Source organism: Lysinibacillus sp. FSL H8-0500 (assembly GCF_038051955.1).
GTDB lineage: Bacteria > Bacillota > Bacilli > Bacillales_A > Planococcaceae > Lysinibacillus > Lysinibacillus macroides.
Window position 1 is genome coordinate 3,014,440 of the sequence record NZ_CP150292.1, and the last position, 24,741, is coordinate 3,039,180.

Annotated in this window: 23 protein-coding genes; 6 read left to right on the forward strand and 17 right to left on the reverse strand. The window is 34.8% G+C overall.

Going from position 1 to position 24,741, the window contains the following annotated elements:
* Window positions 1-9 precede the first annotated feature (9 nt).
* The 8 genes from brxC to MHB44_RS14410 form a co-directional block, all read right to left on the reverse strand.
* Entirely contained in the window at window positions 10-3,588 is a 3,579-nt protein-coding gene (brxC, locus tag MHB44_RS14375; protein WP_341299724.1) for a BREX system P-loop protein BrxC, read from the reverse strand.
* Between the two features lie 202 nt (window positions 3,589-3,790).
* Window positions 3,791-4,357, reverse strand: a complete 567-nt coding sequence (locus MHB44_RS14380) for a DUF1788 domain-containing protein (protein ID WP_341299725.1) — start codon at window positions 4,355-4,357, stop codon at window positions 3,791-3,793.
* A gap of 4 nt (window positions 4,358-4,361) precedes the next feature.
* Complete coding sequence (locus tag MHB44_RS14385) at window positions 4,362-4,958, reverse strand: DUF1819 family protein (RefSeq protein ID WP_341299726.1); 597 nt, start codon at window positions 4,956-4,958, stop codon at window positions 4,362-4,364.
* 34 nt (window positions 4,959-4,992) lie between these two features.
* Window positions 4,993-5,220 carry a TIGR04540 family protein gene (locus MHB44_RS14390; protein ID WP_341302979.1) on the reverse strand — a complete coding sequence of 76 codons (228 nt, stop codon included), beginning with the start codon at window positions 5,218-5,220 and terminating at the stop codon, window positions 4,993-4,995.
* Window positions 5,221-5,446: 226 nt separating this feature from the next.
* Window positions 5,447-6,535 carry a hypothetical protein gene (locus MHB44_RS14395; protein WP_341299727.1) on the reverse strand — a complete coding sequence of 363 codons (1,089 nt, stop codon included), beginning with the start codon at window positions 6,533-6,535 and terminating at the stop codon, window positions 5,447-5,449.
* Window positions 6,536-6,891: 356 nt separating this feature from the next.
* Entirely contained in the window at window positions 6,892-7,323 is a 432-nt protein-coding gene (locus MHB44_RS14400) for a helix-turn-helix transcriptional regulator (protein ID WP_341299728.1), read from the reverse strand.
* 134 nt (window positions 7,324-7,457) lie between these two features.
* Window positions 7,458-8,933, reverse strand: a complete 1,476-nt coding sequence (locus tag MHB44_RS14405; protein WP_341299729.1) for a hypothetical protein — start codon at window positions 8,931-8,933, stop codon at window positions 7,458-7,460.
* Between the two features lie 109 nt (window positions 8,934-9,042).
* A complete protein-coding gene (locus MHB44_RS14410) occupies window positions 9,043-11,007 on the reverse strand; it encodes a DEAD/DEAH box helicase (RefSeq protein WP_341299730.1) in 1,965 nt (654 codons plus the stop codon).
* A gap of 681 nt (window positions 11,008-11,688) precedes the next feature.
* Between MHB44_RS14410 and MHB44_RS14415 the strand changes: the two genes are divergently transcribed.
* Window positions 11,689-12,240 carry a hypothetical protein gene (locus MHB44_RS14415; protein WP_341299731.1) on the forward strand — a complete coding sequence of 184 codons (552 nt, stop codon included), beginning with the start codon at window positions 11,689-11,691 and terminating at the stop codon, window positions 12,238-12,240.
* A gap of 235 nt (window positions 12,241-12,475) precedes the next feature.
* Here MHB44_RS14415 and MHB44_RS14420 read toward each other — a convergent pair whose 3' ends face one another.
* The 3 genes from MHB44_RS14420 to MHB44_RS14430 are packed head-to-tail and all read right to left on the reverse strand — an operon-like array spanning window position 12,476 to window position 14,818.
* The gene (locus tag MHB44_RS14420; protein WP_341299732.1) at window positions 12,476-13,801 is read right to left on the reverse strand and encodes a hypothetical protein; all 1,326 of its coding nucleotides are present in this window, start codon (window positions 13,799-13,801) and stop codon (window positions 12,476-12,478) included.
* On the reverse strand, window positions 13,791-13,982 hold the full coding sequence (locus MHB44_RS14425; protein WP_341299733.1) for a hypothetical protein: 192 nt from the start codon (window positions 13,980-13,982) through the stop codon (window positions 13,791-13,793). The genes MHB44_RS14420 and MHB44_RS14425 overlap by 11 nt, the downstream gene beginning before the upstream one ends.
* A 14-nt stretch (window positions 13,983-13,996) precedes the next feature.
* Window positions 13,997-14,818, reverse strand: a complete 822-nt coding sequence (locus MHB44_RS14430) for a hypothetical protein (RefSeq protein WP_341299734.1) — start codon at window positions 14,816-14,818, stop codon at window positions 13,997-13,999.
* 113 nt (window positions 14,819-14,931) lie between these two features.
* On the opposite strand from MHB44_RS14430, the gene MHB44_RS14435 reads away from it, so the two are divergent.
* The 3 genes from MHB44_RS14435 (at window position 14,932) to MHB44_RS14445 (ending at window position 17,673) form a co-directional block, all read left to right on the forward strand.
* The gene (locus tag MHB44_RS14435; RefSeq protein ID WP_341299735.1) at window positions 14,932-16,137 is read left to right on the forward strand and encodes a hypothetical protein; all 1,206 of its coding nucleotides are present in this window, start codon (window positions 14,932-14,934) and stop codon (window positions 16,135-16,137) included.
* A gap of 131 nt (window positions 16,138-16,268) precedes the next feature.
* Window positions 16,269-16,868, forward strand: a complete 600-nt coding sequence (locus tag MHB44_RS14440; RefSeq protein ID WP_341299736.1) for a helix-turn-helix transcriptional regulator — start codon at window positions 16,269-16,271, stop codon at window positions 16,866-16,868.
* A gap of 112 nt (window positions 16,869-16,980) precedes the next feature.
* A complete protein-coding gene (locus tag MHB44_RS14445) occupies window positions 16,981-17,673 on the forward strand; it encodes a hypothetical protein (RefSeq protein ID WP_341299737.1) in 693 nt (230 codons plus the stop codon).
* Between the two features lie 90 nt (window positions 17,674-17,763).
* Here MHB44_RS14445 and MHB44_RS14450 read toward each other — a convergent pair whose 3' ends face one another.
* The 6 genes from MHB44_RS14450 to MHB44_RS14475 form a co-directional block, all read right to left on the reverse strand.
* Window positions 17,764-18,114 (reverse strand): hypothetical protein, encoded by a 351-nt coding sequence (locus MHB44_RS14450; protein WP_341299738.1) that lies wholly within the window; start codon window positions 18,112-18,114, stop codon window positions 17,764-17,766.
* A 9-nt stretch (window positions 18,115-18,123) separates the two neighbouring features.
* Window positions 18,124-19,284, reverse strand: a complete 1,161-nt coding sequence (locus tag MHB44_RS14455) for a hypothetical protein (protein WP_341299739.1) — start codon at window positions 19,282-19,284, stop codon at window positions 18,124-18,126.
* A gap of 21 nt (window positions 19,285-19,305) precedes the next feature.
* Entirely contained in the window at window positions 19,306-19,908 is a 603-nt protein-coding gene (locus MHB44_RS14460) for a hypothetical protein (RefSeq protein ID WP_341299740.1), read from the reverse strand.
* 725 nt (window positions 19,909-20,633) lie between these two features.
* A complete protein-coding gene (locus MHB44_RS14465; protein WP_053996114.1) occupies window positions 20,634-21,239 on the reverse strand; it encodes a superoxide dismutase in 606 nt (201 codons plus the stop codon).
* Window positions 21,240-21,400: 161 nt separating this feature from the next.
* A complete protein-coding gene (locus tag MHB44_RS14470) occupies window positions 21,401-21,880 on the reverse strand; it encodes a DUF456 domain-containing protein (RefSeq protein ID WP_053996115.1) in 480 nt (159 codons plus the stop codon).
* 69 nt (window positions 21,881-21,949) lie between these two features.
* A complete protein-coding gene (locus MHB44_RS14475) occupies window positions 21,950-23,581 on the reverse strand; it encodes a Na/Pi cotransporter family protein (protein ID WP_341299741.1) in 1,632 nt (543 codons plus the stop codon).
* Between the two features lie 173 nt (window positions 23,582-23,754).
* On the opposite strand from MHB44_RS14475, the gene MHB44_RS14480 reads away from it, so the two are divergent.
* On the forward strand, window positions 23,755-24,273 hold the full coding sequence (locus tag MHB44_RS14480) for a DUF1189 family protein (RefSeq protein WP_053996116.1): 519 nt from the start codon (window positions 23,755-23,757) through the stop codon (window positions 24,271-24,273).
* A 52-nt stretch (window positions 24,274-24,325) separates the two neighbouring features.
* Complete coding sequence (locus MHB44_RS14485) at window positions 24,326-24,667, forward strand: hypothetical protein (protein WP_053996117.1); 342 nt, start codon at window positions 24,326-24,328, stop codon at window positions 24,665-24,667.
* Window positions 24,668-24,741 lie beyond the last annotated feature (74 nt).

The window sequence follows — 24,741 nt, forward strand, 5'->3', positions numbered from 1 at the left end:
CACTCACTCCTAATCTTCGAACTCGATTTGCTTATTTTGCTTAATAATTGCTTTTAACTTAGATGATAACGTACTAATGTACGCATCCACGTCTTCTTCTGTAGCTAATGTTTTAATCGCTACTAAACGCTTCACATCCACTACTTCTTTTTGAATTTCATCTTCAATGACAGGCGGTGATTCTACACCTGTATCGCCTGCAACAACTTGCTTCAATGCTTGTTGACGTTTCCATTCCTCGATTTCACGGTGAATCGCCTTTAGCGTCTGCTCTTTAAAGTTCGCGCTTTGTGAAATAGTTGCATCTACTTTGAAAATGTCCTCAAATTGAACAAGGTTTGCATGTAAACCATCATAGTAGCCTTCGATTCGTTGCTTCGTTTCCTGCGATACACCGTACTGCTTTGCGTGAAGCGTGCATTCGTCAAAATCTACTTTTAATTTCTGTTGTGCTAATGCTTTTTTATCAGCTAATACAGCTGACATTTCGTTGTTCAGCACATGTACATAAGTTGAAATATCTTTAATTTTTTTGTAAGGGATTGGATCTTGTACGATGTTACGAAGTGTATTCATCGCTTCCTCTACTTCAGCGTTTGCTAAATAAGGTTTATTTTCTTCATATTTGGCAAGTGCATTTACGCCTTGTTCAAATAAATCTTTTTGGTTTGTACTGAAGAAGCTTTTTACAAGGCTTACATCATCTTTCCAATCGGCTAAATCGTCTTCCATATTTTTTAATTTCGTTAGGAACGAAACATTATCCAATTGCGGTGTAAACTGCTCGAAATATTCTAATCCTTTATCTAACAAGCTTCGTCCAGGATATTTTACATTCGCCGAATATTTCGCTTCGTACTGTTTGATTTCAGCAATTTGGTCACGGATTGCTGTACGAATTGCTTGGATTAGACCATCTTCATCATCTGCTAAATCCATCGGTGGGAACAGGTCACGACAAATCGTTTTCGCTCTGCGTAGTAAAGCTTCATCCACTTTTACACGCTTTGTAATGATGCCTTTATCCGCTTCAGTTGTTTTACCGAAAACTGTCACTAACTTATTCGTATCTTGCCCTGGCTCTAAATATTCAGAGTTGTAGCGAATACGAATGCGTTGTTCTTTTAACAGCTGTGCAATGATACTGGCAATATCAAGCTGTTTCCAACCAAAAGGCTTGTCTGCAAAGCGGTCGTAAATTAATTTGACACGAATTTGCTTTTGCAATTGCTCTTGTAAATCGATATATTCCATCACTTCGCTTTTTGCTAAAGCGTTTGGACTACTTAGTTGTTCATCAAATGTAACTTGTTGATCATCTGTTGATAGAATAGAAATGAGCTCACGTTCGTTCTCAACAAAATCTTTAATGTACCCCAGCTTCGTATACGTGTTATCCACTAAATGCTTAAAGCCTGTGTTAATTTTTTCTTTAACTGTAGAGCCTTTCACATCTAACTTCTCACCGTTCACATAAAATGCGCCATCTTTTATCGCATCCTCTAATAGTTCGCGTACACGGCGTCTTCTTTCACGTACTTCTGCTTGCTTGTTATTTAAAATATTTTGGATATTTTCTGGTAGTTGCGTAATGTTCTTTTTCTTACGATACTCTTCAATACGCAATGCATCCACCATCTCCTCAACATAGGCCACATTGCCACCAAGCTTGATAATTAATTCATCGTGACGAGAAGACATCATCATCAGCTCTTGATCGCTATGTTGATAGTAATCTGAAAGCAGTGATAAAACTTGCAAGCCTATTGATGCAGATTGTGAACCATAAGCTTTTTCATCCATCATTTGGTTGTAGGTAAACATATAGTCTTTTGAGTATGCAAAACGCTTTTCTTCATAAATATCTTGGAAAATATATTTTGCTAATTCGCGCTTCACAACTTCTTCATCGATTTGAACTTGTTTAATTTCACGGTTAATATCTTGTTCGTCATCTGTTAAGAAAATGAAATGATCGCCATTTTGTCCAATGAGCGTTTGACCAATTAGCTTTCTTAATGCACGTTGAATTTTTTCTTTTAGCTCCAGCTTATCTTCATCGATATGCGTCACCATTAACGTCGCAATATTATCAATGTTTGCTGGAAGCTCTTTAATGTACTTAATCATGAACAGCACTTTTAAAAGGTCTGTATTAAATGCATCATCAGCCAGTGCTGGATTTACTCTCGCCCCTTCAATTACACGTGTAATCGATGGATTTAAAAACTCTTTAATCGTATCGTAAAAGGCATAGAATGGAATTAAAGCTCCTTCCTCAGCATCTTTAAACTGCAAGCCAGCTTCTTTAAACGCTGATAGCATCGAACGCTCACCTTCTGATAAATGCTTACCAGATGAACCGTGCTTACGAACTTGCTCAAATACGTTTTGCAACAATTTAAACTGATAAGGTACAAACGGGTACACTTCTGCAAATTCCACATCATCAGCAAACCCACGTAAGTCGGCTGTGCTTTCTTTGAAGCTAATTAAGTTTTTCAAAACAGCACTTTTATTCGGGAAATCAGCGCGTAAACGGTCATGAATATGCGGTTGCTTTTCTAAAATACGCTTTTTAATAACCTCGTCTACTGAAATCGATGATAACGACAGACGCGTATCGAAACGTCCTTGAATACGTGAGAAGTCGTCCCCTTTTACTTTAATAATTGAATCGATGCTTTCCTGAGAAGTAACCATGACCCAAACTTTTCCTTGTGCATGCGTACCTAAATCTTCTGTAAGCGTTTGTAAATTAAGCATTAGGTTACGGTTGTCGCCAATGTATTGCCCAATCTCGTCTACGAGAAAGACTAAATGGAAGTTAAAACCTTTAGAATCAACATATGCTTTAACATCCTTCGCAAACTTCTCAATGCTAATTTCAAAGTTGTTCACACCATTGTCGAACCAGTTTCCAGCTGATTCCTCTGTCATGTTGTTTGCTTTCACTAACGCACCGATGACATAGTCGCGGTCGAAGTAGAAGCTGTTACGACGCTCTTCCCAAGATTCGCCTGCAAGTGCCTCAAATTCCGCCTTAAATGTATCGTACACGCCTTGTTCGTCTAAATACTTCTCCATCTCTGCAACGCCAGGAATGTCGCCGTAATAGCCTCTGTGCTCATAAAACACCTTCATAAACACACGTAAAATAGCATCTTCTTTTGACTTATTATCTAATGCACTTTTCGAGTCGATGTTAAATAAAATAACTTCTGTTTCAACATCTGCCGTGCGCTCCATGTTTGCATAAGTAACCGAATCTTTAATTTTATCTTCAAAGAAATCGACAGGCTTTTTCCCTTGTACTGGACTATTTTCTAAAAGGTAAGCAAGAATCTTTAAAAAATGCGATTTACCCGATCCGAAGAAACCTGAGATCCATACACCCATTTTATCTGTATTGCCATGAATACCTTTTAAATAGTTTTCATAAAACTTAGAAAAGTGGTTATGTAATTCTTTTGTTACAACGTACTCGTCTAATTCTTGATAAATGTCTTCTTCATTTTTTTGACCGACTTTAATAACGCCACGAATATCACGTTCAATATCTTTTAAAAACATTTGCTTTAACTGCATTTGTATCCCTCCAATTAATCAATTTCGGCTCGGCGAAATTGCGTCCAGATTTTTTTCGAGCTTGATCGAAAAACTCCACTAAAAAATCTGTGACATCCGCCAGGGGCATTAACTAAATTCACTTAATATTTGAATTGTAAATGAATAGTTAATTATTTATACTCGATCTTTCATATGAAAATTAGATCTTTGGTGAATTTAGTTAGTCGACTAAACGAAACGCACGGTAATAATTATCGTCCTTAAATTTACTGAATAGCTGTAATGATTGGCCATCGTATTCACCTGGGAAAAACATTATGACGGGCGTTTTATCTAACACTCCTTGTAAATTGTTTAAAATGTTGTGTGAGCGGACGAATGGATATACTTTGCCTACGCCCGTCAATAATACGACGTTATGGTCGCCTATTTGCTCTTTAATTTTTGCTAAAAACATGTCAGGTTTTGCGAAGGTTGTCATTGCCTTGAATAAAGCATCTTTCCCCTGTTTTGTTTCCATTTCTGGAATGCGATCAAAAATTCGTTTTTCTTTCGTAATCTCAATGAGCATTTTGTATAAATCAAATTCAATAATTCTTCGATTATACAGCCCGCCTTGAAATTCTTTATGCAGACTCGTTACATGATCACGTACTGCTAATTCATCTTTAGGATCATAATCGAAAATATAGAAGCTTATTTCATTGCCTAAACCTCGCCCTTCGATAAATTTATCCTCTTTAATACGTTCGCTAATTAAGCGCAATCGATCATTTAAAGTTGCCATATCCTCACTCCCCCATCGCTCTTACATAATTTTTATCGCCTATTAGGTGGAGGTGTTCACTAATTCGATCATCAATCAGCATGCGATTTAATTCGCCTGACTTTAAATCTTTTAGCATACCTACTTCCAGTAACACCTTCTTAAATACTTGCTTCAGCTTCGCTACAGTCGTTTCTGACCAAGAGCCCACAAATGCACTCTGCTCCATTTTTTGCTCAAAAAATGAGTTCACATCCACTTTATCTAAGTAGTAATTGTTAGTTGAAAACTTTTCCCCGATGACCTCTTGCATAAATTCAAAAAACAAACGATCAAACTTCATAATGGCGTATAAGTTAATCACTTTGCCTACTTCAAATGACTCCTCAATGAGAAGCTGACGTAATGTGTCGTCTAACAAATCGACACGCTTTAAAATGTACGGCATTGCTCTTTTAACACTTGATAATTTATCGTATTGAAAAATATTCTCCTCTAAAACTTTATGCCGAATCTCTTTATCCGAAAAACCTTGCTCTTTCAATTTTGCTACTTGCTTTACTTCATAAAGCATAAACCCAGCACCTGTTAAGACAGAAGAATACTCTAATTCCATTGTCATACATTCCTCACTTTCAGACAATACTGTTTTCCCTCTAAATATCCAAAATTTTACTAACAATTGATAATCTACGTTTTCCACACTGCTGTAAAACGACTTTTGTATATTCATTATCCTTTAAAAGCTTGTCACTATTGTTCTCATATAATACTTTAATGTGTTCAATTAGTTCTTGTTCTTCGACTTCATTAGCCCAATAACAATCAATGAGCTGATTTAGTGCTATCGCTAACTCTCTTTGCGTACGATAAAAGCGCTTCACTTCCAAGTTCTCACCTCATTGACAAAAAATATTATTCAATTCAAACTAATTTATTACATAATTCTTATTCATTTATTATTCTATCCTTATTTGATAGCGGTGGCAATTTGATATTATGCTTCTTTTCCAAACAAAAAAGGCGTGCTTTTGTTAGCATCGCCTCTTTAGAATATTTACAAGCAGATTGGTTTTCAATATAGCAACTATCTAACGCTGTTTGAGCATTTCAATAATTTGTACTAAAGCGTTCTTCTAAGTCCTCCACCCGTATTCGATAACTATCTTCTGTTTCAAAATCGCGTTCTTCAAAAAGTACAAGCTGGTGACTTATCAATTCCTCTCGAATATTTGGCGGATCCAATAATTCTATTGGCTTCCCTCCGTAAAAATACGGCGAAAAGAATCTAATCATGTTGCGGAAAATTTCTGCAATTTGCACAAACGTCTGCTCATGCGTTTCTAATGGCGTAAAGTAAACGCCAATACGACGTTTAGCAAAGATTAAATCTGGATGTATCATTTCTCGAAGCAGTTCCTGTTGCAACTTAAATGCCTCGTATTCATCTTTTAAGAACTGGTCAAAATACAACTCAACAAATGCTTTTCCCCTGCGATCGATTACTGAACATCTGTAAGCTATACCATATTTCCCTGCTCCTACATTTATTACCTTGTCAAATTGATTCATCTTCTTGTCATAATGGAAGTTTAAAAATTGTGGAATTGCCTTTCTTAAATGTAAAAGTAAGCCACGCTTTATGTCTTGGTCGATTTCATAATTCAATGGAGCTGGCTCAATGTTTAAATGACCGCAATGGCTCTTTGGAATTCGTTTACTTTGTAACTCTATTGAAAGCATTGGCTCTATTTCATCCAAAAGATGCAGATTATCAAATATGTCCAATTTATACATATCATTAAGCTGTTGTAAAATCGGTACTGTAGCATCATTTAATGAAATAGCATAAAAATCTACGTACGCTGGCTGATTTTGATTAAGCCATAGTTGTAATTCATTAAGTATCTCTTTATCGAATGAATGCGCTACCCAAACGACTACAGCCTCGGATACAGTAACAAGCATTTTCTGTACACGTTTCAGGTAGGATTTATTGGCTTTGGTAATCTGAAGTTCAAATAAAACAGGGATACGCCTTCTATTATCAACAGCCTTTATATCGACGTGGTGTGCTCCGTGCTTCTGCTCTAACGCGATATAATGCACTTCAAAACCCAGTGCCTCGCTAATAATCTTTGGTCTTTCCTTCAAATACAACCCTAAGATTGCTTCTTTCATCGAATGATTCTTACTCATTTTTCATCCTCCATTACATCAGCAATTTAATTTTTGGTAAATCATAATTACACAAAAAAAGCACTCACCTCAGATACGGGTAAGTGCTAATAGTATTCAGATATTAAATTACGTCGGTTAAACATATGAATCACCTCTCGATTATTTTAATGCAAATTATAGTTACTTATTTGGCTATAGTCAATTAAAAAGGAGCATGCGTTCTATATTACATAATAGTTATCTAATTGTTGTACAAAAGTTCTATAACTTTTAGATAATCGTATTATTTGCCGTTGTGCAACGAAGCAATGATTACATAACTATTGCCTAATTGTTATGTAGCACGGCAACAGAAACCTGTTACCGCTGAGCAATTAAAGCTCTTTTAATTCGCTAATTAGTTCGGCAATTTGTTGTAAGTCGCTTAGAATACTTGTTCCTTCAAATTTCACAAGCAACACCGTTTCGATGATTTCTACTAACAGCTCCTTTTCGCTGGCCGTTAAGATTTCACCGTTGTGTTCGATTTGTGCGCTGAAAAGAAGTTCACTAATGCTTACTGGCTTATCTGTCATATTAAGATCTGACCCTACTAATGAACTCGGGTCAACGTTCAACACTTTTGCCAGCTTTAATATTTTAGTGAATCCAGGACTTTTACGCTCACCCTTTTCGAGTCGATTCAAGTACGAAATCGATATGCCACTCATATCACTTAAATCTGCTAACGTTAGCCCTCTCTTCTTGCGCAACGTTTTCAGCATTTTGCCGAATTCATCCGAAATTAGCATTTCATCTCTTTCCATACTAAATCCTCTCCTTCTCGCATTATTCCATAATGGAATGCCATTTTTCTGATCAGATGATCTTTATATGATAGATTTGAAGGAGAGAATTATAACTATTTAATAGATATTTTTAATTAAATTTTGTTTGAAGGTTAAATGGTCTGAGGTTGTTTAGCGATGATAGTCAACCAATTATCGTCACCGTAGCTTAATTGAAGTTCTTTAAAGCCAAATATTTTTAGAGCTTCATCTAAATACGCGTGGACATCTTTTCTACCGTATTTCTTATTACAGTCCACCAAGTTAATGGCAAGGGTATCAGAATCAAGTTCTTCGTATTTCAAAACATCGTTTCCAATAAGTGCATCTACAACCATAACTAAGTCTACAGTTTCAAAACATTCAGGTTCAGTCGCGAATATCGTCCACCAATGCCCGTTACCTCCATAGTATTGAATGTCTTTATAGCCTTGAAGCTCTAATGCATCTTTAAGGAATTCATACGCTCCTTTTCCGTTAAATTTTTTATTGCAATTGAATGAATTGATTGAAATAGAATCAGGGCAGTACACGCTATACTCATAAACGGTGTTTCCTAATAAGCTTAATACGGTAGTAGCTAACTTTGACAATTCCACATCGTCATTTTGTGGCTCTTGTGCCTCTACAAACAACCAGTGACCATCACCAAATGTGAATTGAATATTTTCAAATCCCTGTAGCAATAGCCCTTCTTCTAAATAGACTTCCACATCTTTGTTTTGAATTTTCATATTGCAGTCGATTAAATTTACATTAATCTTATCTTGCTCTACTTCTTCATATTCGACTACAGCACCTCGTAATAAAGTTAAAACCACCATTGTAAGTTTAGATTTTTTAGCGTACATATCTCGTCCATCTTTAGCCAGCACTGTAATCCAATTGCCAGCACCAGCATTAAAGCGAACTTTTTCAAATCCGTGGAACTCTAATGCTTCTTTTAGATATTCAAAAAGATCTTTCTCTTTAATTATTTTGTTTACATTTACTAAATTTACCGTGATTGAGTTTGGATGATACTCTTCAAATTCAAGCACTTGAGAGCCTAATAAAGTCAGCACTGTTGTCATTAATCTGGATTGTTCTACTAAGGAATCTTGAGGGTCTTTTGCGTAAACAGTCAGCCAATTACGATCCCCGTAATTAAAATGAATATCTTCAAATCCGTGGAATGTTAATGCTTCTACAAGGAAATCATCAATACTTTTTCCTTCGTATTTTTTATTTATATTCACTAAATTCATCGTAATCGAATCGGGTTGGAATCTCTCGTGTTCGATTACATTCTCTCCTAAAAGCGTTAATACAGTAGTTACCAATCTTGTTCGTTCTTCTTCGTCATTACGAGATTGAATAGCGCTTACGATTAATACATTGTCATCATCGTCATCAAAATCAAATTCAATCTCTTCATATCCGTGCATTAACAATCCTTCTCTAAGATAAATGCACACATCTTTCCCATTAATTTCTTGATCGATGTCTTCTAATTTAATAAGAACCTCATTTGGTCTGTAATCTTCGCAAGAAATTGCATTTTCTTGTAGTAAAGTAGATACAATAGATAATAGTTCAGTTTGGTACATACGTAACCAGTCCTTTCTTTTAATTTTTAATACATTTTAAGCATCCATCACAAAAATACTACTAAAATTTGTCCTTACATGGTCGAACACCCCCTTTCAATGAGATTAATTATGCTGAGTAAAGCTCTGGCTCTTCTAACTTTAGTAATTCAGTGTCAATCGCCTTTCTAAAATAAAGCTTATTATGATTGAAATATGCTTGCAGGAAGCTATTACTCCCCCATACTTCATCGATATATTCTTTCTTTTTCTTCCCGCCTAATTCAAGATCATAGACTTTCTGCGCTATACCGCAAATATCGACTTGTTCACGTTCTTTAAACTCGATATATGGCGGAGCAGTACGACTTACTTCAAAATAACTTACTATATCTTTTACATCATCGATTAAGTTGATTGTTGGAGAATCATTTGAACTATAAAAGCCAAACGATGCCAAGAATGAAATGATTGAAAGATCTTCTGCATCAGCAAAGATTTCCTTTAATTTTTTGGCACCTTTTGCATCTGGAATACTGTAATACGCGGTTAACTGGTGCATAAGCTTTTCGAACGATGTTTTATTATCCTCATAAACTAATACTTCACAGCTTTTATTGAAAATAGAGTCGTCTTCATTAATTCTCTCCAAAGAAAATGAGTAAAACCCTAATGGAACGGTTTTAATGAACTCCACTTTTTCTAATGCTGTTGTATCAACTGTGTCATCTGCAAGCTTTGCCAATTGTTCAATTTGCTTTAATGGTAATAACTTTTGGACGTTCGCAGGGTTATTCTCACAATCTTGCCAGACACCTTGTCCTACATACAGTTTTTCTGGCGTAACCCATGCAATTTTATTTTGCCAATCATCTACAAAACTTACGATATACGCATTTTTTGTTCCGCCAGCCAGCTCGCCGCGCAACGCTCGTCCAACCATTTGTGTCATTAAAATTTCAGAAGTTGTCGGCCGCGTTAAAAACACCGTTTGCGTATCTGGTATATCTGTTCCTTCTGTTAAAATATTTACATTGATCAGAACATCTAACTCATTTTCCTTAAAACGTTTAATTTTTTCCTTATTAGAATCTGCTATAATGCTTTTACCAAATATATCTGTACCATTTGAAATAACATATTCTGAACGGATCCCCCGCTCCTGGAACAGTGTATTTAATACCACTGCGTGCGTCTGACTTACTGCAAAAATGAGCGTTTTCCCATATTCGTCTTTGTGATCAATATACTCCTGAACAATACGGTTATTTCGAACTTTATTTTTCGAAATGAACTTCGCAATATCAGAAGGAATAGTATCATTTTTCTCAATTAGTTGCGCTTCTTCCTCTGAAACATCTTCTGCAACATTAATATGCGTCTGTAACGTTTTAAGAATTGGTTGAGCCAGGATTCCTCTGCTAATTAATGTTCGTAAAGATACTTGGTACACAATATCATTTTTGAACACTTTTTTTAGCAGTCCTTTTTCGTGTTGTGCTGAACGAAATGGTGTCGCCGTTAATCCAACTATTTGAAACTTCTTTGCATGCTTATCTATGCTCTCCATTATTTTGCGATACGTTTTTGCAGTAGCTCGATGTGCTTCGTCAATAATCAAAAACACTTCTTTATGATATTTCAGCCACTTTTCTTCAAAATGATACAATCCTCTATACAAACTGTCCTTACTTGCGATAATAAAATCATCATTGCACTCAATCGTTGATGCACTTCCATGTTCGCCCGAAATAATACGGCAGTTAAAATACTTACGCTTATCGATCAATGCTGTAATCGCATTTTTCTCAACTGAGGCAAAAGCTTGTTCAATCAACTCGCGACGGTGTGCAAGCCAAATTACTTTCCTGTTCTGATTAATGACATTTTTTAATACCCAGCGCACTGCTGTTTCAGTTTTACCTCCACCTGTTGGTAAAACAACTAAGCCCGCAAATCGTTTGCTATCCTTATTCATAATTGAATGATCCAATGCCATCATCGCTTCTTTTTGGTGCAGGTAAAGTTCCTTGTCATCTTTTACATCCTTCACTTTAAGCACCGCTAAATTTTTCTTCTTTGAAGCTGATTTCATAGAATATCCTCTCCTTGTATCACTTAATAATCGATAAATAAACTGGTGAAAACACAAAAAAGACTGGTTTACATACATGCAAATATCCCTAAAACAACTATCATAGATCCATAAAAGGGCACAATAATCCCATTTACAAAACCACTCAAGTATTCATTTGGAATAAAAACATGTATATAAAAACCAGTCTAAGTATCTATATAAGTATGCAAAGTCATTAACAAAACGAAAAAATAATATATACAAAAAACCATATATAAAATACAACTATAAATTAAAATATTTTTTGCCTATTGTCAATACTTTTTTTAAAAAATATAAAATATCAAATTTCTGGTATAGGGAATAAAATTATACAATAAATTCCCCAGCTTTATAGCCAACATTTAATTATGTAACTGAATGTTTATATAGGCGCTCATTAATGTCCCACCACGCTTTATACATACTCGCTGATGCTGGCAAAGTTTCTTTTAAAACCGATTCTATCTCACTAAATGAAAGCTTTATTTCATTCACCAATACATTTATTAAATATTGGTGTAATAGCGCATATTCCCGTCTTTTAAACGGCTCATTTTACCCGCGCCATACTCTTGATATTATTATCCTTATATTGTAAATTATATTTTACCAAAACCCTTTACTATTTAATAATTTAATTTCTTGGAGGTAGCTTAAATGAAACCATTTACGTCTATTACTGAGTTTATTAATTATTACAATCAGCAACAAACAATCCCATCCAATATTGCGAAAACCATCAATGGGACTACCCATGAATTCACCAAAACATCGCACCACAACACCGAAACCATCACTAAGAGTATGGTTGATAATTATACATTCAAAGAAAACGACGCTGACGGGTTAGGCATTGAACTGAATATTAATTACTATCGTTATTTTGATGCAAAAGCGATTGTCGAAGCTTACATGCTATTTTTCATTGATGAAACACTATATTTGCATCCAATTTATTTCCACAACGGGTTTGTAACAGAGCCAGATTTCCAACCTTACATATATGCTGTGTCTAACTCGTTAGAGAAATGGACAAGTTTAAAGTGGATTAATACAGACAGCGCGCCAAATGCTTTCGTTGAAACACGAGCAAACGCATACCGTGATATTCAAAAGGATTTATTTTACCAACAAACGACATTATATGAGAAAGATAATGATCATAGTGTTTATTTTGATACGTCTATTGAGGTGCCAGAGTGTTGGTGATTGAAGCTTTAAATGCATAACCCTTTTCTGCCAAATATCAGGGGTTACTTTTATGTTTATTTTAAAAAAATACAATGTGAACTGCCTGTAAAGTATGGTGTCGTTTTGCTTACTGATTTACACGAATTAAATAAATATAATTAACTTTTCAGATGATCGTAAACTTGTAAAACTTCTTTGGAATATTGTAAAAAAAATAACAAAGTAGGTGATTTTAACCTACTTTGTTTTCTATCTACAAATAATATCTGGTGATTATTTCATTTCTTGTGCCTGGTTTAAATTGTACTTTTACAATATCCCCTTCATCAAAGGCTTCCAACTTCTTTTTTACTTTACCTGGGAATTTAGTAGCTATATTTTCTATTTTATAATCACCGTTCAACTTTGGAAACTTCACACCAAATAGCTCGATTTCTTTACTAATATTTGCCGTCAACATGAACGCACTTTCTTTAATATCATTCACTAACAATTCCAAGGCTTGTTTATCATTAATGTTTAAAGATAAATCTTTAAATGTCCTGATTACTTCCTTTTCTTCAATTACTGATAATAAAATTTCTATATTTTCATTATCTTCATCAGTAATTCTCTCTGGTAATGTTAGTTCAACATTAAAATGTTTTTCAATACGTTGTAAGATGTCCAGAAAATTCAATCTCTCTTCTACTATTTCAAGTTCACCTAAATCTTCAAATGTAATCTGCGACGCCGAAAAAAGCATTTTTTGTCTTTCAATATCAATAAGTTCCATTCTTAAATTTTTCAATATTGAATAGATAAATAATTGCAAAGTCTTTTCTGCAAATACTTTACCTAAAAACTCTTCCCTAATTTTAAATTTAAATTTTGTTGGTGTTTTCAAAATATCTTCTACAGAAAAACTTTTAGGGATGACAAAACTAATATTAATTGGACATTTCAACTGATTTAAATTGCCAATAATAATATCTCCCGTTGTACTATCTGTTCCTACAACACCTATTTCTAAATAATCTAAAACTACTATTTCATTACCATCCTCTATGAAAACTAATTTTGATTTTATCGGATCAGGTAAATTGGATGGCACTATCGACCACTTACCATCTTTCACCGCAGTTTGCTCTATACCGAGAGAATTTTCAATCAAGGTTTCACCAATCCACGTTTCAAGATATTTAACATCTATATCTATTGTTTCTTGTGAATAGTATTTTCTCCACATATATTCAGAAACAGTTTCACCTTCTAAAAAATCGTTTGATTTTAGAGTTAAACTCCCCTTATATGAAATTGGATTAGATTTGGCGATAGCATCATTTGCTGGAATATGCTCAAAGTGGAATCCGCCACCGATTTTAATTGGCTTATAACTATATAGTGGATACAATGGATGCATCGATTCTGCTAATTTATAAATATCACTTAAAATATCTACTGCTTTCTCTAAATCTCCTTCTCTGATACTTTTCTCCATAATTTCTCTTGGATCCGTTACAATAGTGATTTCATTATTATGTGATTTATATAATCCGATTTGATTTACGGCATCAGTTTGAGTTATCTTACTTTTCATTCTTCTTTGATTCAACTCCGATATTAATTGAATTATTTTTTGATTTTTGCAAAGCTACCTGATTGTTTCCTTCTTTCTGGATAATACCTCTGTTTTTTATAATAAATTTATAGATTGCCCCACCAACTAAAACCGTTGCAATTATACTTCCTAAAATACCTATTACTAAATTTTCTCCCATTATTACATTTTCCTTTACTTTAAAATTTTGTTTAAATATTCGTTCCAATAACCTTCATCATCCCCCTCTATAGAATGCAACCAGGTATACATCATCAAAATCTCAAGAAACTGCTTTTTTCCTTTTATGAAAGGCTTATTTGAAATCTTTGGGTACAGCGAGTTTAAATTAAACAGATTAGTTTTCTGTCTATAATCATATGAGTTATACGGAACACCTTGCAGTTTGACTTTATGTTTTGCAGGCCACATCTCCTCGCTATCCGAAAAACGCATAATATAATGATCGACAAATGCCCATATACTTACATTGTATTTAATCCAAGTATCCTCAATCCATTTATCAATCTCTTCTGAAATAGTGGGATTTTGCCACTCTTTCAACTCTCTACTCTTCATGCGATGATATTCTTTAATATACTTAAATAATTCTTCTGGATAGTCTTTTAAAAATGGATTTTTCTTGATTAATTGAGCATAGCACTCATAGGAACAGCTTCGAAATTCACTTTCAGTATGGAATAAATAAAATGCCTCATTCTTTTTTAATACATGATTAATCGATTTATGAATTTGTTTGTCATACTTCTCATAAATTTGAACTAACCAATCCTGGATCTCTGTTTCGAATTTATCTAATTGTTTACGAAACTTATCGATTTTTTCATTAGCTAAAATTGTTTTTTCGTTTAATTGTGCGGGATCCAAATACTGATTGAAATATTCGAACATATAATTTACACAAATTTTCAAATTGTCATCTTTAGCATTTAAATCAAACTCATTTAATTTATCCTCTGCTTTTCTTCTTGCAATATACTCTTCCAGCTTCAGCATTAACAACACCTCAATTTCTATAATAAATCCATTGTAGCTCTCCTCACCAAAAATCACAAAATAAGGTAAAATAATTCTAAAGCAATTTATAAACGCGAAAGGTATTGATGCACTTGAAAATTTCTCGCATTACACTTTATGAAAAAATCTGGACTATTGGCGTTACTAAAACAGCTAATGAACTACGGGTACCTTATATCAAACTAAAAATCGCATGTGTAGATAACAATATTCCCCTTCCCCCGAAAGCCTATTGGGGATTACTGTACATGGGCAACGAGAAGCCTGATAGAACGCCTTTACCGAATCCAGAAGATGATTGTGTCATCTATATAGAAACAGTCAGAAACGCCCCACCAAAGGAATTAATCGTCCCAGTTACCGATGAAAACCCAATAGCTGTACAAACTCCGTCAAAAGAACCTAAAGCAGATAATAAACGCTCAATACCAACTGCATTTGAATATTTTACAGCCGAAGAACAAGCTGATTTACTAAAAGCATACAATTCATTAAAAATGACAAAGTCGCTATCCGCAAAGCCTCATAACGAAATCATTAAGTATAAAACCTTGATTAAAAATAGAGGTAAGTTTTATAACCGTCAATCATTTAAAGCAATAATCCAATCTGGTGCTGACGATATATTTCCAGAAGCCTTGATTTTTATCGATAGTTTATTAAAAGCACTTGAAAAAGCAAATGCAACGATTACTGTAAATAGGGACGAAACAATGGTTCACTATAAACACTATTTATTTACATTAAAATTTAGAGCGCCTTCTACAAAAGTAAATCTAACACCTCATGACAAAGAATATGAATCTCGCAGAACTTTTAAATATGTCGTAAAAGGTATCTTAAGCATCGAAATTGTTCGAGGTGAACGCTGGCATACCAACTACCCTCGGACAACCACCGTTACACAAAAAACGAACGAGTCTTTCGATGACCTATTAAAAAGATTGTTTGTTAAAATCTTCTCTCTTGCGCCTATTGATGATGAAGTACGACGATTACGATTGATTGAAGAAGCTGAAGAGCAAAAGAGATTAGAAGAGAGGGCACGTATTAAGGCAATTCACGCCAATGAATTAACTAAAACAGAATCGCTAATTTCCAATAGCATAAATTACTTTTTGTTCAATTTGGTTCAAAATTATATCAATGCCGAATTAGATACTAATTCTGAGGAATACGATTGGGCAACTAATAAAGCAAATTGGATTAAAAACTCACTTGAACAACCTGATCCAATTCTTAAGGAAGAGGATAAATCTATGTTAATTAAATTGTTTTTTAACGGCGGACAAAAATAAAATTGTCGCTTGAATAAAATTGGCTGGGAGTTGTCGGGTATCTGTCTTATTTATGTCACCTTTTTGTCCTTAACTTAAATACGATATTTTCCTACAATGAAATCATCAAATACGTTAGGAGGAAATCAAAAATGAATATTGGTAAAAAAATTCAATCATTGAGAAATTCTAAACTTTGGACTCAAGAACAATTAGCAGAAATGGCTGGCGTTAGCGAACGTACAATTAGTAGACTGGAAAATGGCGAAAAGATTGGCAAGTTCAATCTTCAAAAAATAATGGATGCTTTAAATACATCATTAGAAGCACTTGAAGAAATGACCTATGAAAATGAGAAACAGAACGATCAACCTACTATTTCAGCTGAAGTAAATATTTCTTACCGTATAAATAATGCAAGAGAGCTAATGCGCCTTATACCTGATACGCATATGTATGGATATGATTATCATGACTGCAACACAGAAGAACAAGTTGAAGTAGCGCAAAATTTTCTAACGTCTGTTGGAGATGCAATCGATATTTGGAGTATGCTTGAATTAGCAGAGCGATTCAACCTTGAAAATCTTTTAGGTGATTTAATGGCTGACTTGGAGAAATTAGACCTTTGGGTATTCGGAAGTAGAAAAGTTAATAAAGATAATTGGGCTACTACAATCATCGAAGTCTATTCTAAAGATAATCCATTAATTCAAAAAACACATTTAGATGCAAGCATGATATCTAAATAAATACAAAAAAGAGTCAGTATGCGTTTGCTGACTCTTTAATTAATATAGCTCTAAATACCACTTCGAATTATAATGAAATAGAACTATTTGCCAATTAATAGAGGTGACGCTTATGGATAAATGGATTGCTGTATTATTTATTGTAGCTATATTTATTTTTGGATTTCTAAAGATTTTACTGAAACTTATAAAAAATCAAAAGAAGTTAAATTTTACAGTTGACTTCATCAATACATTTAGAAAATTCGGACAAGAAATAATGAATGATAATTATGATAATGAGAGCTATGAATGGCTAAAACGCCATTCCTATAAAATGCAAACATTGGCAGGTTCATTTGGAATAGCACAAGCATATAAACCTGCTTTCGCAGACTATCAATATACCAACTATCAAATTATTGTAAATGGCATTTCCGAAATTCGATCTTCCTACTTAAGGATGGACAGAGGGTTCGGTTATTCAAGTTTAGAAGTAACTAATTTAAGAGAATTAATAATGCTTCAAGATGATGTACTCTTAACTTACTCAGGCCATCTTGAAAATATATCAAACAATATAATTAGTGAACTTAAGAATCCTTTAATTTGGTTCAGAGAGGGCGTACAATTTATTATTACGTTACCTTTATCATTAGCATATTGGTCAGGAATTATGAAATATACTACTTACTACAAATTGAATAATAATTTCATTATAAAATTCATTTCATTTATAGTAGGTTTAATTGCTTTAGTAAGTTCTATTATCACTATAATTACGGGATATAAACCATTTATAGATTTTTTAAAAGATTTATTTTAATTTGGATAATAGATGCAAAACCACTAATCTGACAGCTAAATTGAATTATTTGAAAAGCTGGGCATTAAACGCCCAGCTTTGTTGTAATTGTTAATATTGCATTTGAATGTCTTGCACATGCAACTGAATATTTGAGCCATACTTTGCAAATAAGACACGCTGAGGACGCAATAAATCCTTTAAGCGTTCAAATTGAGCATGGTTATTATAATGTAAGTTAAAAATAACTAAATCCGCTTGCTTCACTTGTTGTTCACCACGTTGCAAGTCATCCACTGCGATGAAATACCAATTTGAATATCGCTCCTTCAACTGGTTCTGTAGCGCAGGATATCCACCTACATAAACCACTTTTTCAGGTAAGGTTATCTCATTTTCTTCTAAAATCTCTTGTGAAGTTTCATTAAAGACCGTTTCAAGTAGTCGCTCACTTAGTACCACTTTACTTTCTTACTTTTCAAGTTCCAGCTGAAGTCGCTTCAACTGTTTTTCAAGTAATTCCTTTTCCTGTTTTAATGTCATCTCATTTTCAGTTAGCTGATTTATTTGCGCTGTGTACATAGCGATTCGTGCTTCCTGCTCTTTTTGAGCTAATTTCTGTTCTTCTTCAAACATTGTACGCGCTTGATTGATTTCATTGACATTTATGCTATACAGTTGCTCTTTGTACTGCTTTGCTAAATCTTGATACAATTTATGTTGTCCAAAGAATAATAGAGCATAACACATCATCATCGGAATATCTTCTTTAGCAAACCCTTTTAACTCTTGGTTAAGCTGAACCGAATTGTATAAATGGTACCATTCGTCCTTAGTGATCTTAATATTTGTGTACATTAATAAATTATCTAATCCAAGCATTTGGAATATACTTTGCCCGAAACGCACATATTTTAATGGTTCAATACTATAAGCAGAAGTAACAGAGCCTGTCTTCCTTACTTCTCTTTGTACCTTAGGATTTTCAAGTATAACTTTAGCTTCTATTTCAGAAAAGATTTTATCTAAATAAAATGTTTCAGAACCCCGCCATTTTTTCTTTGTAAGCTTGGTAAAAAGGTTAAGCGCTTCGATCTTTATTTCATCAGTTATCGGAAGATTTTCACGTGCTATTGGAGTTATATCTACTTTATAAATTCCAATAAAATGCTTTTCTAATGCACTCCTACCTAATAGCTGTGGTGTTGTGGGTAAAGATATAAAATAAGCTGAAAACAAATAATTTACAATAGCATCTGGATAATTACCATATCGTTCATTAATAAAATCTACAGCTAATTCAACATTTAGTTGTGGATTCATTTGAGCAAAATCGTAAATTCGTTTATAACCTTTTTTAATATACGATAGTGCTACCTTTCTTTCATCTTCGAGTGTAGGACGTTCCAAAACGGCCATTGTTTTTAATGTTTTCCACTTTAAATCTATAGGAAGACCTGTTATAAAGGAGCTTTTAGTCACACTCTCCAATTCTTGAATACGCTTTTTATAAGTAGCTTCGTTTTGTTCATATAGGATCATTATTTCTTGATAAGCTTCTTCATTAATAGCAATTAAAAAGTATGTGTGTAATAACGCTATATCATAATAACTCGGCTGTGTTAAATTCACTTAAAACACCTCTATCGCAAACTATAATTGATATACACTACTTTCATTTTCACTACCGACTAAATAATCTGTATCCAAGTTATCACACTCATAAATCAAAAATACACCTGGATGGTTTGGCACCTTCACTTTCATAACTGAAAATTCTCCTGGTGCATACTCTTCTGTTTCTACATATATTTCAAATATTTCATGTTTTTCACCATTATCAAGTTCAATTACATCCCAATGCGACATTTCATATATGCCTTCTTTCACTAAGATAAGATCCTCATTTTTTCTGACAAAAATATCATTCGGAATTGATACATATTTTGTCCGCTCAATCTTATCTTTTCTAAATTCGCCTACAAATTCGTATTCATTAAATTCATATGAATAAACGCCTTCTTTACAAACGATGTAATAAAAATCGTCCCCTCGCCCGACAAAATTTTGTAACGGACTATCTTCATCTATCTCAAATCTATTGGGAATAAAATGAATCAAGGTTCCCTGATCAAATAGTTCTTTCTTAACTTCCTCAATACTTGCAAGTTCAATACCTTCAATCAAATAAGTAGATTCATAAATTCCGATACTCGGAATATTGTATATGTATCGAACTTCTTCAAATTTTGCCATGATATACAACTCCTCTACTAATAGAATGAATATAATTCTTTAAGAAATATTATATTCAGGAAATTTCCATTTTCAAGGATTTTGATACCCTTCTAAAGCACTACTAATAAACTTTTTTCTTAACTCTACTATGTATTCCTGTAACTAAGTTCTTCCCTCCCTCTCATCCCCACCAAACCACACCACTACTGGCTTTATCGCTATTTTTCTTACATTTAATCTGTAATTAAGTTCTTCCCCGAATTAAGCTTAAGCGGGTAGATTTTAGAGGTTAGCGAAGGCATTTTTAGGCGCAAAAATGATATTAAGTTCTTCCCCGAAGTAAGAGTAAGCGGACAGATTTTAGCGAGGGAATTCGTCGAAGACCAGCGCTAATCTCTACATGCTTCACGCTTAAATCGTACTCCGTTTGGGACGCAACTGGATTAGCTTGATGTTGTTAGGAAGTGCACAGGAATGTTGATTTGATGGGGTTTGGAAGCTAACCGCTTCGCTCTATGTCCTTAACCTTACTCCGTTTGGAAGGCAACGTGATTGAAAGTTCGGGGCTTTGTTGGAGTTATTTTTTGAACAAAAAAGGACCGCGACGCGTACAAAAATTGTACGAGCGCGGTCCCCTATCATCTTCATTTCTAAACTCTTACCCCTACTCTGGGTACCAACTTAATATCAGCAGGTACCAACTTTAGAAGATGGGGAAAGAGATAGTTACAGGAAGATAGTCATTATTTTGCTGCTTGGAATTTCTCTTCTACTACATCCCAGTTTACCACGTTCCAGAATGCACCGATATAGTCTGGACGACGGTTTTGGTAGTTTAAGTAGTAAGCATGCTCCCAAACATCTAAGCCTAAAATTGGTGTTTTGCCTTCCATTACTGGAGAGTCTTGGTTTGGAGTAGACGTAACAGCAACTGAGTCACCATCAACGATTAACCAAGCCCAACCTGAACCAAAGCGAGTTGTAGCAGCTTTTGCAAATTCTTCTTTGAAAGCATCGAAAGAACCGAATTTAGCATCGATTGCTTTTGCTACTTCACCAACTGGTGTATTTGAACCACCTGGTGCGATTACTTCCCAGAATAATGTATGGTTAGCATGTCCGCCACCATTGTTACGTACTGCTGTTTGTTTGTCGGCTGGAAGTGCATCAAGGTTTGCAATTAATTCATTTACATCTTTATCTGCAAATTCTGTACCTTCTAGTGCAGCATTCACGTTTGTGATATACGTTTGGTGGTGTTTTGTGTGGTGGATTTCCATTGTTTTTGCATCGATATGTGGTTCTAATGCGTCATAAGCGTAAGTTAATTGTGGTAATTCATAAGCCATTGTTAAGTTCCTCCCTAAAATAAGAAATAATTAGTACATTCTTAGATTATCAAAATTGGTCAAACCATTCAACGAAAAAACCTTCAATTTGTCGATTTCAGCCTTTTGACTGAAAAACCGATACGTTTACTATTCTACCCTTTTTGCTTTTTCACAAAACCTTAAATCACAATAAAAAATAGAATAATCATTACAATTTGAATAACTGCCTTCGCAACTGTGGATGTTAAAAACCCAATTAAGGAGCCCACACCACTTTTAACAGCCTCACTAAATGTGCGTTTCTCCACAATCAGTTCTGCAATGACTGCCCCTAAAAAGGGACCGATTAAAATCCCTGCCACGGGGATCACAAAAGGACCGATTAATAAACCAATGGTGCTGCCCCACATACCTGCATTGGAGCCGCCAAATTTTTTAATACCAAATGCATTTGCCACCGTATCAGCGCCAAATAATAGCACCACAAATAGAATTTCAATTACCCAGAACCACCAGCTTAGCTCAGCAAATGAGAAAAATAAGCCATATACTAAAAATCCACCAAGTAAAAACAGTACACCTGGAATAATGGGATATACTAAGCCAATAAACGAAATCATAAAGCAGGCAATTACTAAAATCCAGCCAATCACTTCCATCAAGATTCTCTCCCTTTTGATTGTGTATTGTCTTTTATACGCAATCATAAAGCCAAAAGTTTCAACCTGCTAATGACGAATGCCCAAAATAGAATCTGCAATATTTACCGCATGATCCCCAATACGCTCCAAATTGCTAACAATATCCATATAAACCATTCCTGCCGCTCCACTGCATTCATTGGTATTTAACCTAGCAATATGCTTTTGGCGCAATTTATCCTCCATATCATCAATCAAGCTTTCCAGCTCCGTTACCTCTTGTGCTAAGCTTAAGCTTGCAGTATCCAATGCCTCCACACTTTTTCGGACAGCCTCAATAGCTAAGCTAAACATACCAATTAAATCCTGTCGTGCTGATTTGCTTAAGCTGACCTCGTGATGTGCCTTGTATTGTAATAGCTCTAAAATATTTTCAAAATGATCCCCAATTCGTTCAAAGTCTCGGACATTCGTTAATAATGTATGATGCCTTACTGAGTCTGCACGAGAAAGCGGCTGTTTAGACACCATCACTAAATAGTTTGTAATTTCATCGTCTAAATGATTTAAGCCTGCCTCTAATTGGACAACATTTGGAATATGCTCCGCTTCTCCTGTCTTCATATAGAGAAAGGTTTCTTCTAACCCACGTAGGGCATGCTCACCCATGCGTAACACTTCCTCTTTTGCTTGACCAAGTGCAATCGCTGGGGATGAATCAATAAAGGCGGGGTCTAAATGCTTTGTGGTCACATTAATATTGCCATCATGTCCTGGCAGCAATTTCGTGACCAAGGCGGCCAGTCCCGTGATAAAGGGAAGCTGTATCATCATGTTAAATACATTAAATGAGCCGTGTGCCATCGCAATTTGCATGCGAGGCTCTAAATGGAACAATTCACTAACCCACTGGACATAGTGGAGAAAAGGTGTGAAAAGTATCATAAAAATCATCGTCCCAATCACATTAAACAGAACATGTACCGCGGCTGCTCGTTTTGCATAGATGGAAGCACCAAGTGACGCTAAAACAGCTGTCACAGTCGTGCCAATATTTTCACCAAATAAAATCGGTAATGCACTATCTAAGTCAATTAGATGCTCGGCATATAAACCTTGCAGTACTCCTACTGTTGCGGTAGAGCTTTGCACAAGCAATGTCAATAATGTTCCTAAAAATATACCAATTATTGGTTGTTCACTTAAATGAAGTGTTAGTGACGTAAAATTGGCAAGCTTATGAAGGGATTGCATACTCGTACTCATCAACTCTAATCCTAAAAATAAGCCCCCAAAGCCAAATACGATTTGTCCCATATGTTGATAAGCAGCTTTTTTGAAGAAGAATAAACAGCCTGCCCCAATTGCTAATAAAGGATAAAAATAAATGCCAATATCAATGCCGATAATAAAGGCTGTAATTGTTGTACCGATATTGGCGCCCATTATAACACCGATTGCTTGACGCAATGTTAAAAAGCCTGCACTAACCAAGCCTACTGTAATAACCGTTGTAGCAGAGCTTGATTGAATACAAACCGTCACAAATATGCCAACTAAAACGCCCATAAACGGATTAGTTGTAAAGCGATTTAACCATTCACGTAAGCGATCATCTGCTGACTTTTGCAGTCCATCCCCCATAAATTTAATGGAAAATAAAAAGACTCCTAGCCCGCCTAAAAACTGAAAAAATAAACTTTGCCAATCTATTATCAATTGTTTTCGCTCCAATTCCTACATCTCTATTTGTAATCATTAAAGGATGACAAACAAAAAGTAAAGAAATCTCCTTATTTCTTTACATAATGTTAACATTTTATCATGAATATCTTTCTTTCATACCTTGTCCCCCTTGAACATGTTAAAATATCGATTGGAGGAGATATAGTATGAAACACTCACAGCTTTTTATTGATAGTCTTATTCATCCTAAAAAACTAGCAGCCTATCGTTTACTACCTATTGGAAAAGTTATTCAATATACCTTTCTACTCATTACCATTGTAACCGTATTTTCTTTAGGCCGGTTTGCGGCAGGAATGTCTGTGGATACTTTTGATATGAGCAGTTTCAATGGCTTAACTGAATACATAGAAGGCATTAAGTGGCTCTTATATCCATTTACCTTCCTTATGCTTTTTGTTGTGACAACGCTGCTCATTTTTGCACAAATTGCGATCTATGCGCTAGCAGGTTTATTTATCTTAAAAATCATGAAGCGTCGCGGCGAATATCGTCATATATGGCGAACAACAACCTTTGCCATAACATGGGCAACTTTATTGTCCATGCTAGCTGACTATTTACCCATTCATAATGCCATTATCTCTGTGATTTCTTTATTTTTAACAATTATTCTATTAATTGTAGCCTTTACAAAATATCCAAAACAACCAATCGCAAAATAATGTGCATGAATCCCCTCTCTGCTCAATATAGTGTAGAAAAGGAGGGGATTTTTTGCGAGCGCTTATCTTAACAGCCATTATTATTGTGATTGCCTTTGTAGTAAAAGTAGATTTAACAGAAGGGTCCATACCACTAACAGCCTTACAAACAAAAAATACAGCAACAACATCACTTTGTGAAAAAGAGCCACATTATATTACGGTACAAACGATTGAAGGCGACACGATCCATAGCTTATTTGCCCTACATCCCGCAAAAGTGCCCATGACCTTCCCTGAGCGTTTACAGCTTTTTTATCAATTAAATCCACATTTACAATTACAGGAAATCAGTCCTGGTGAACATATTAAGCTTCCTCTCTCGTTTGAATTGGCTAATAACTGCGGAAAATGAAAAGTTAGCGTTTCTTCCTTGTCCTTATTTTCTTACACTGCTAAAATAAATGACAGTGACGGCTGAAAATAGAG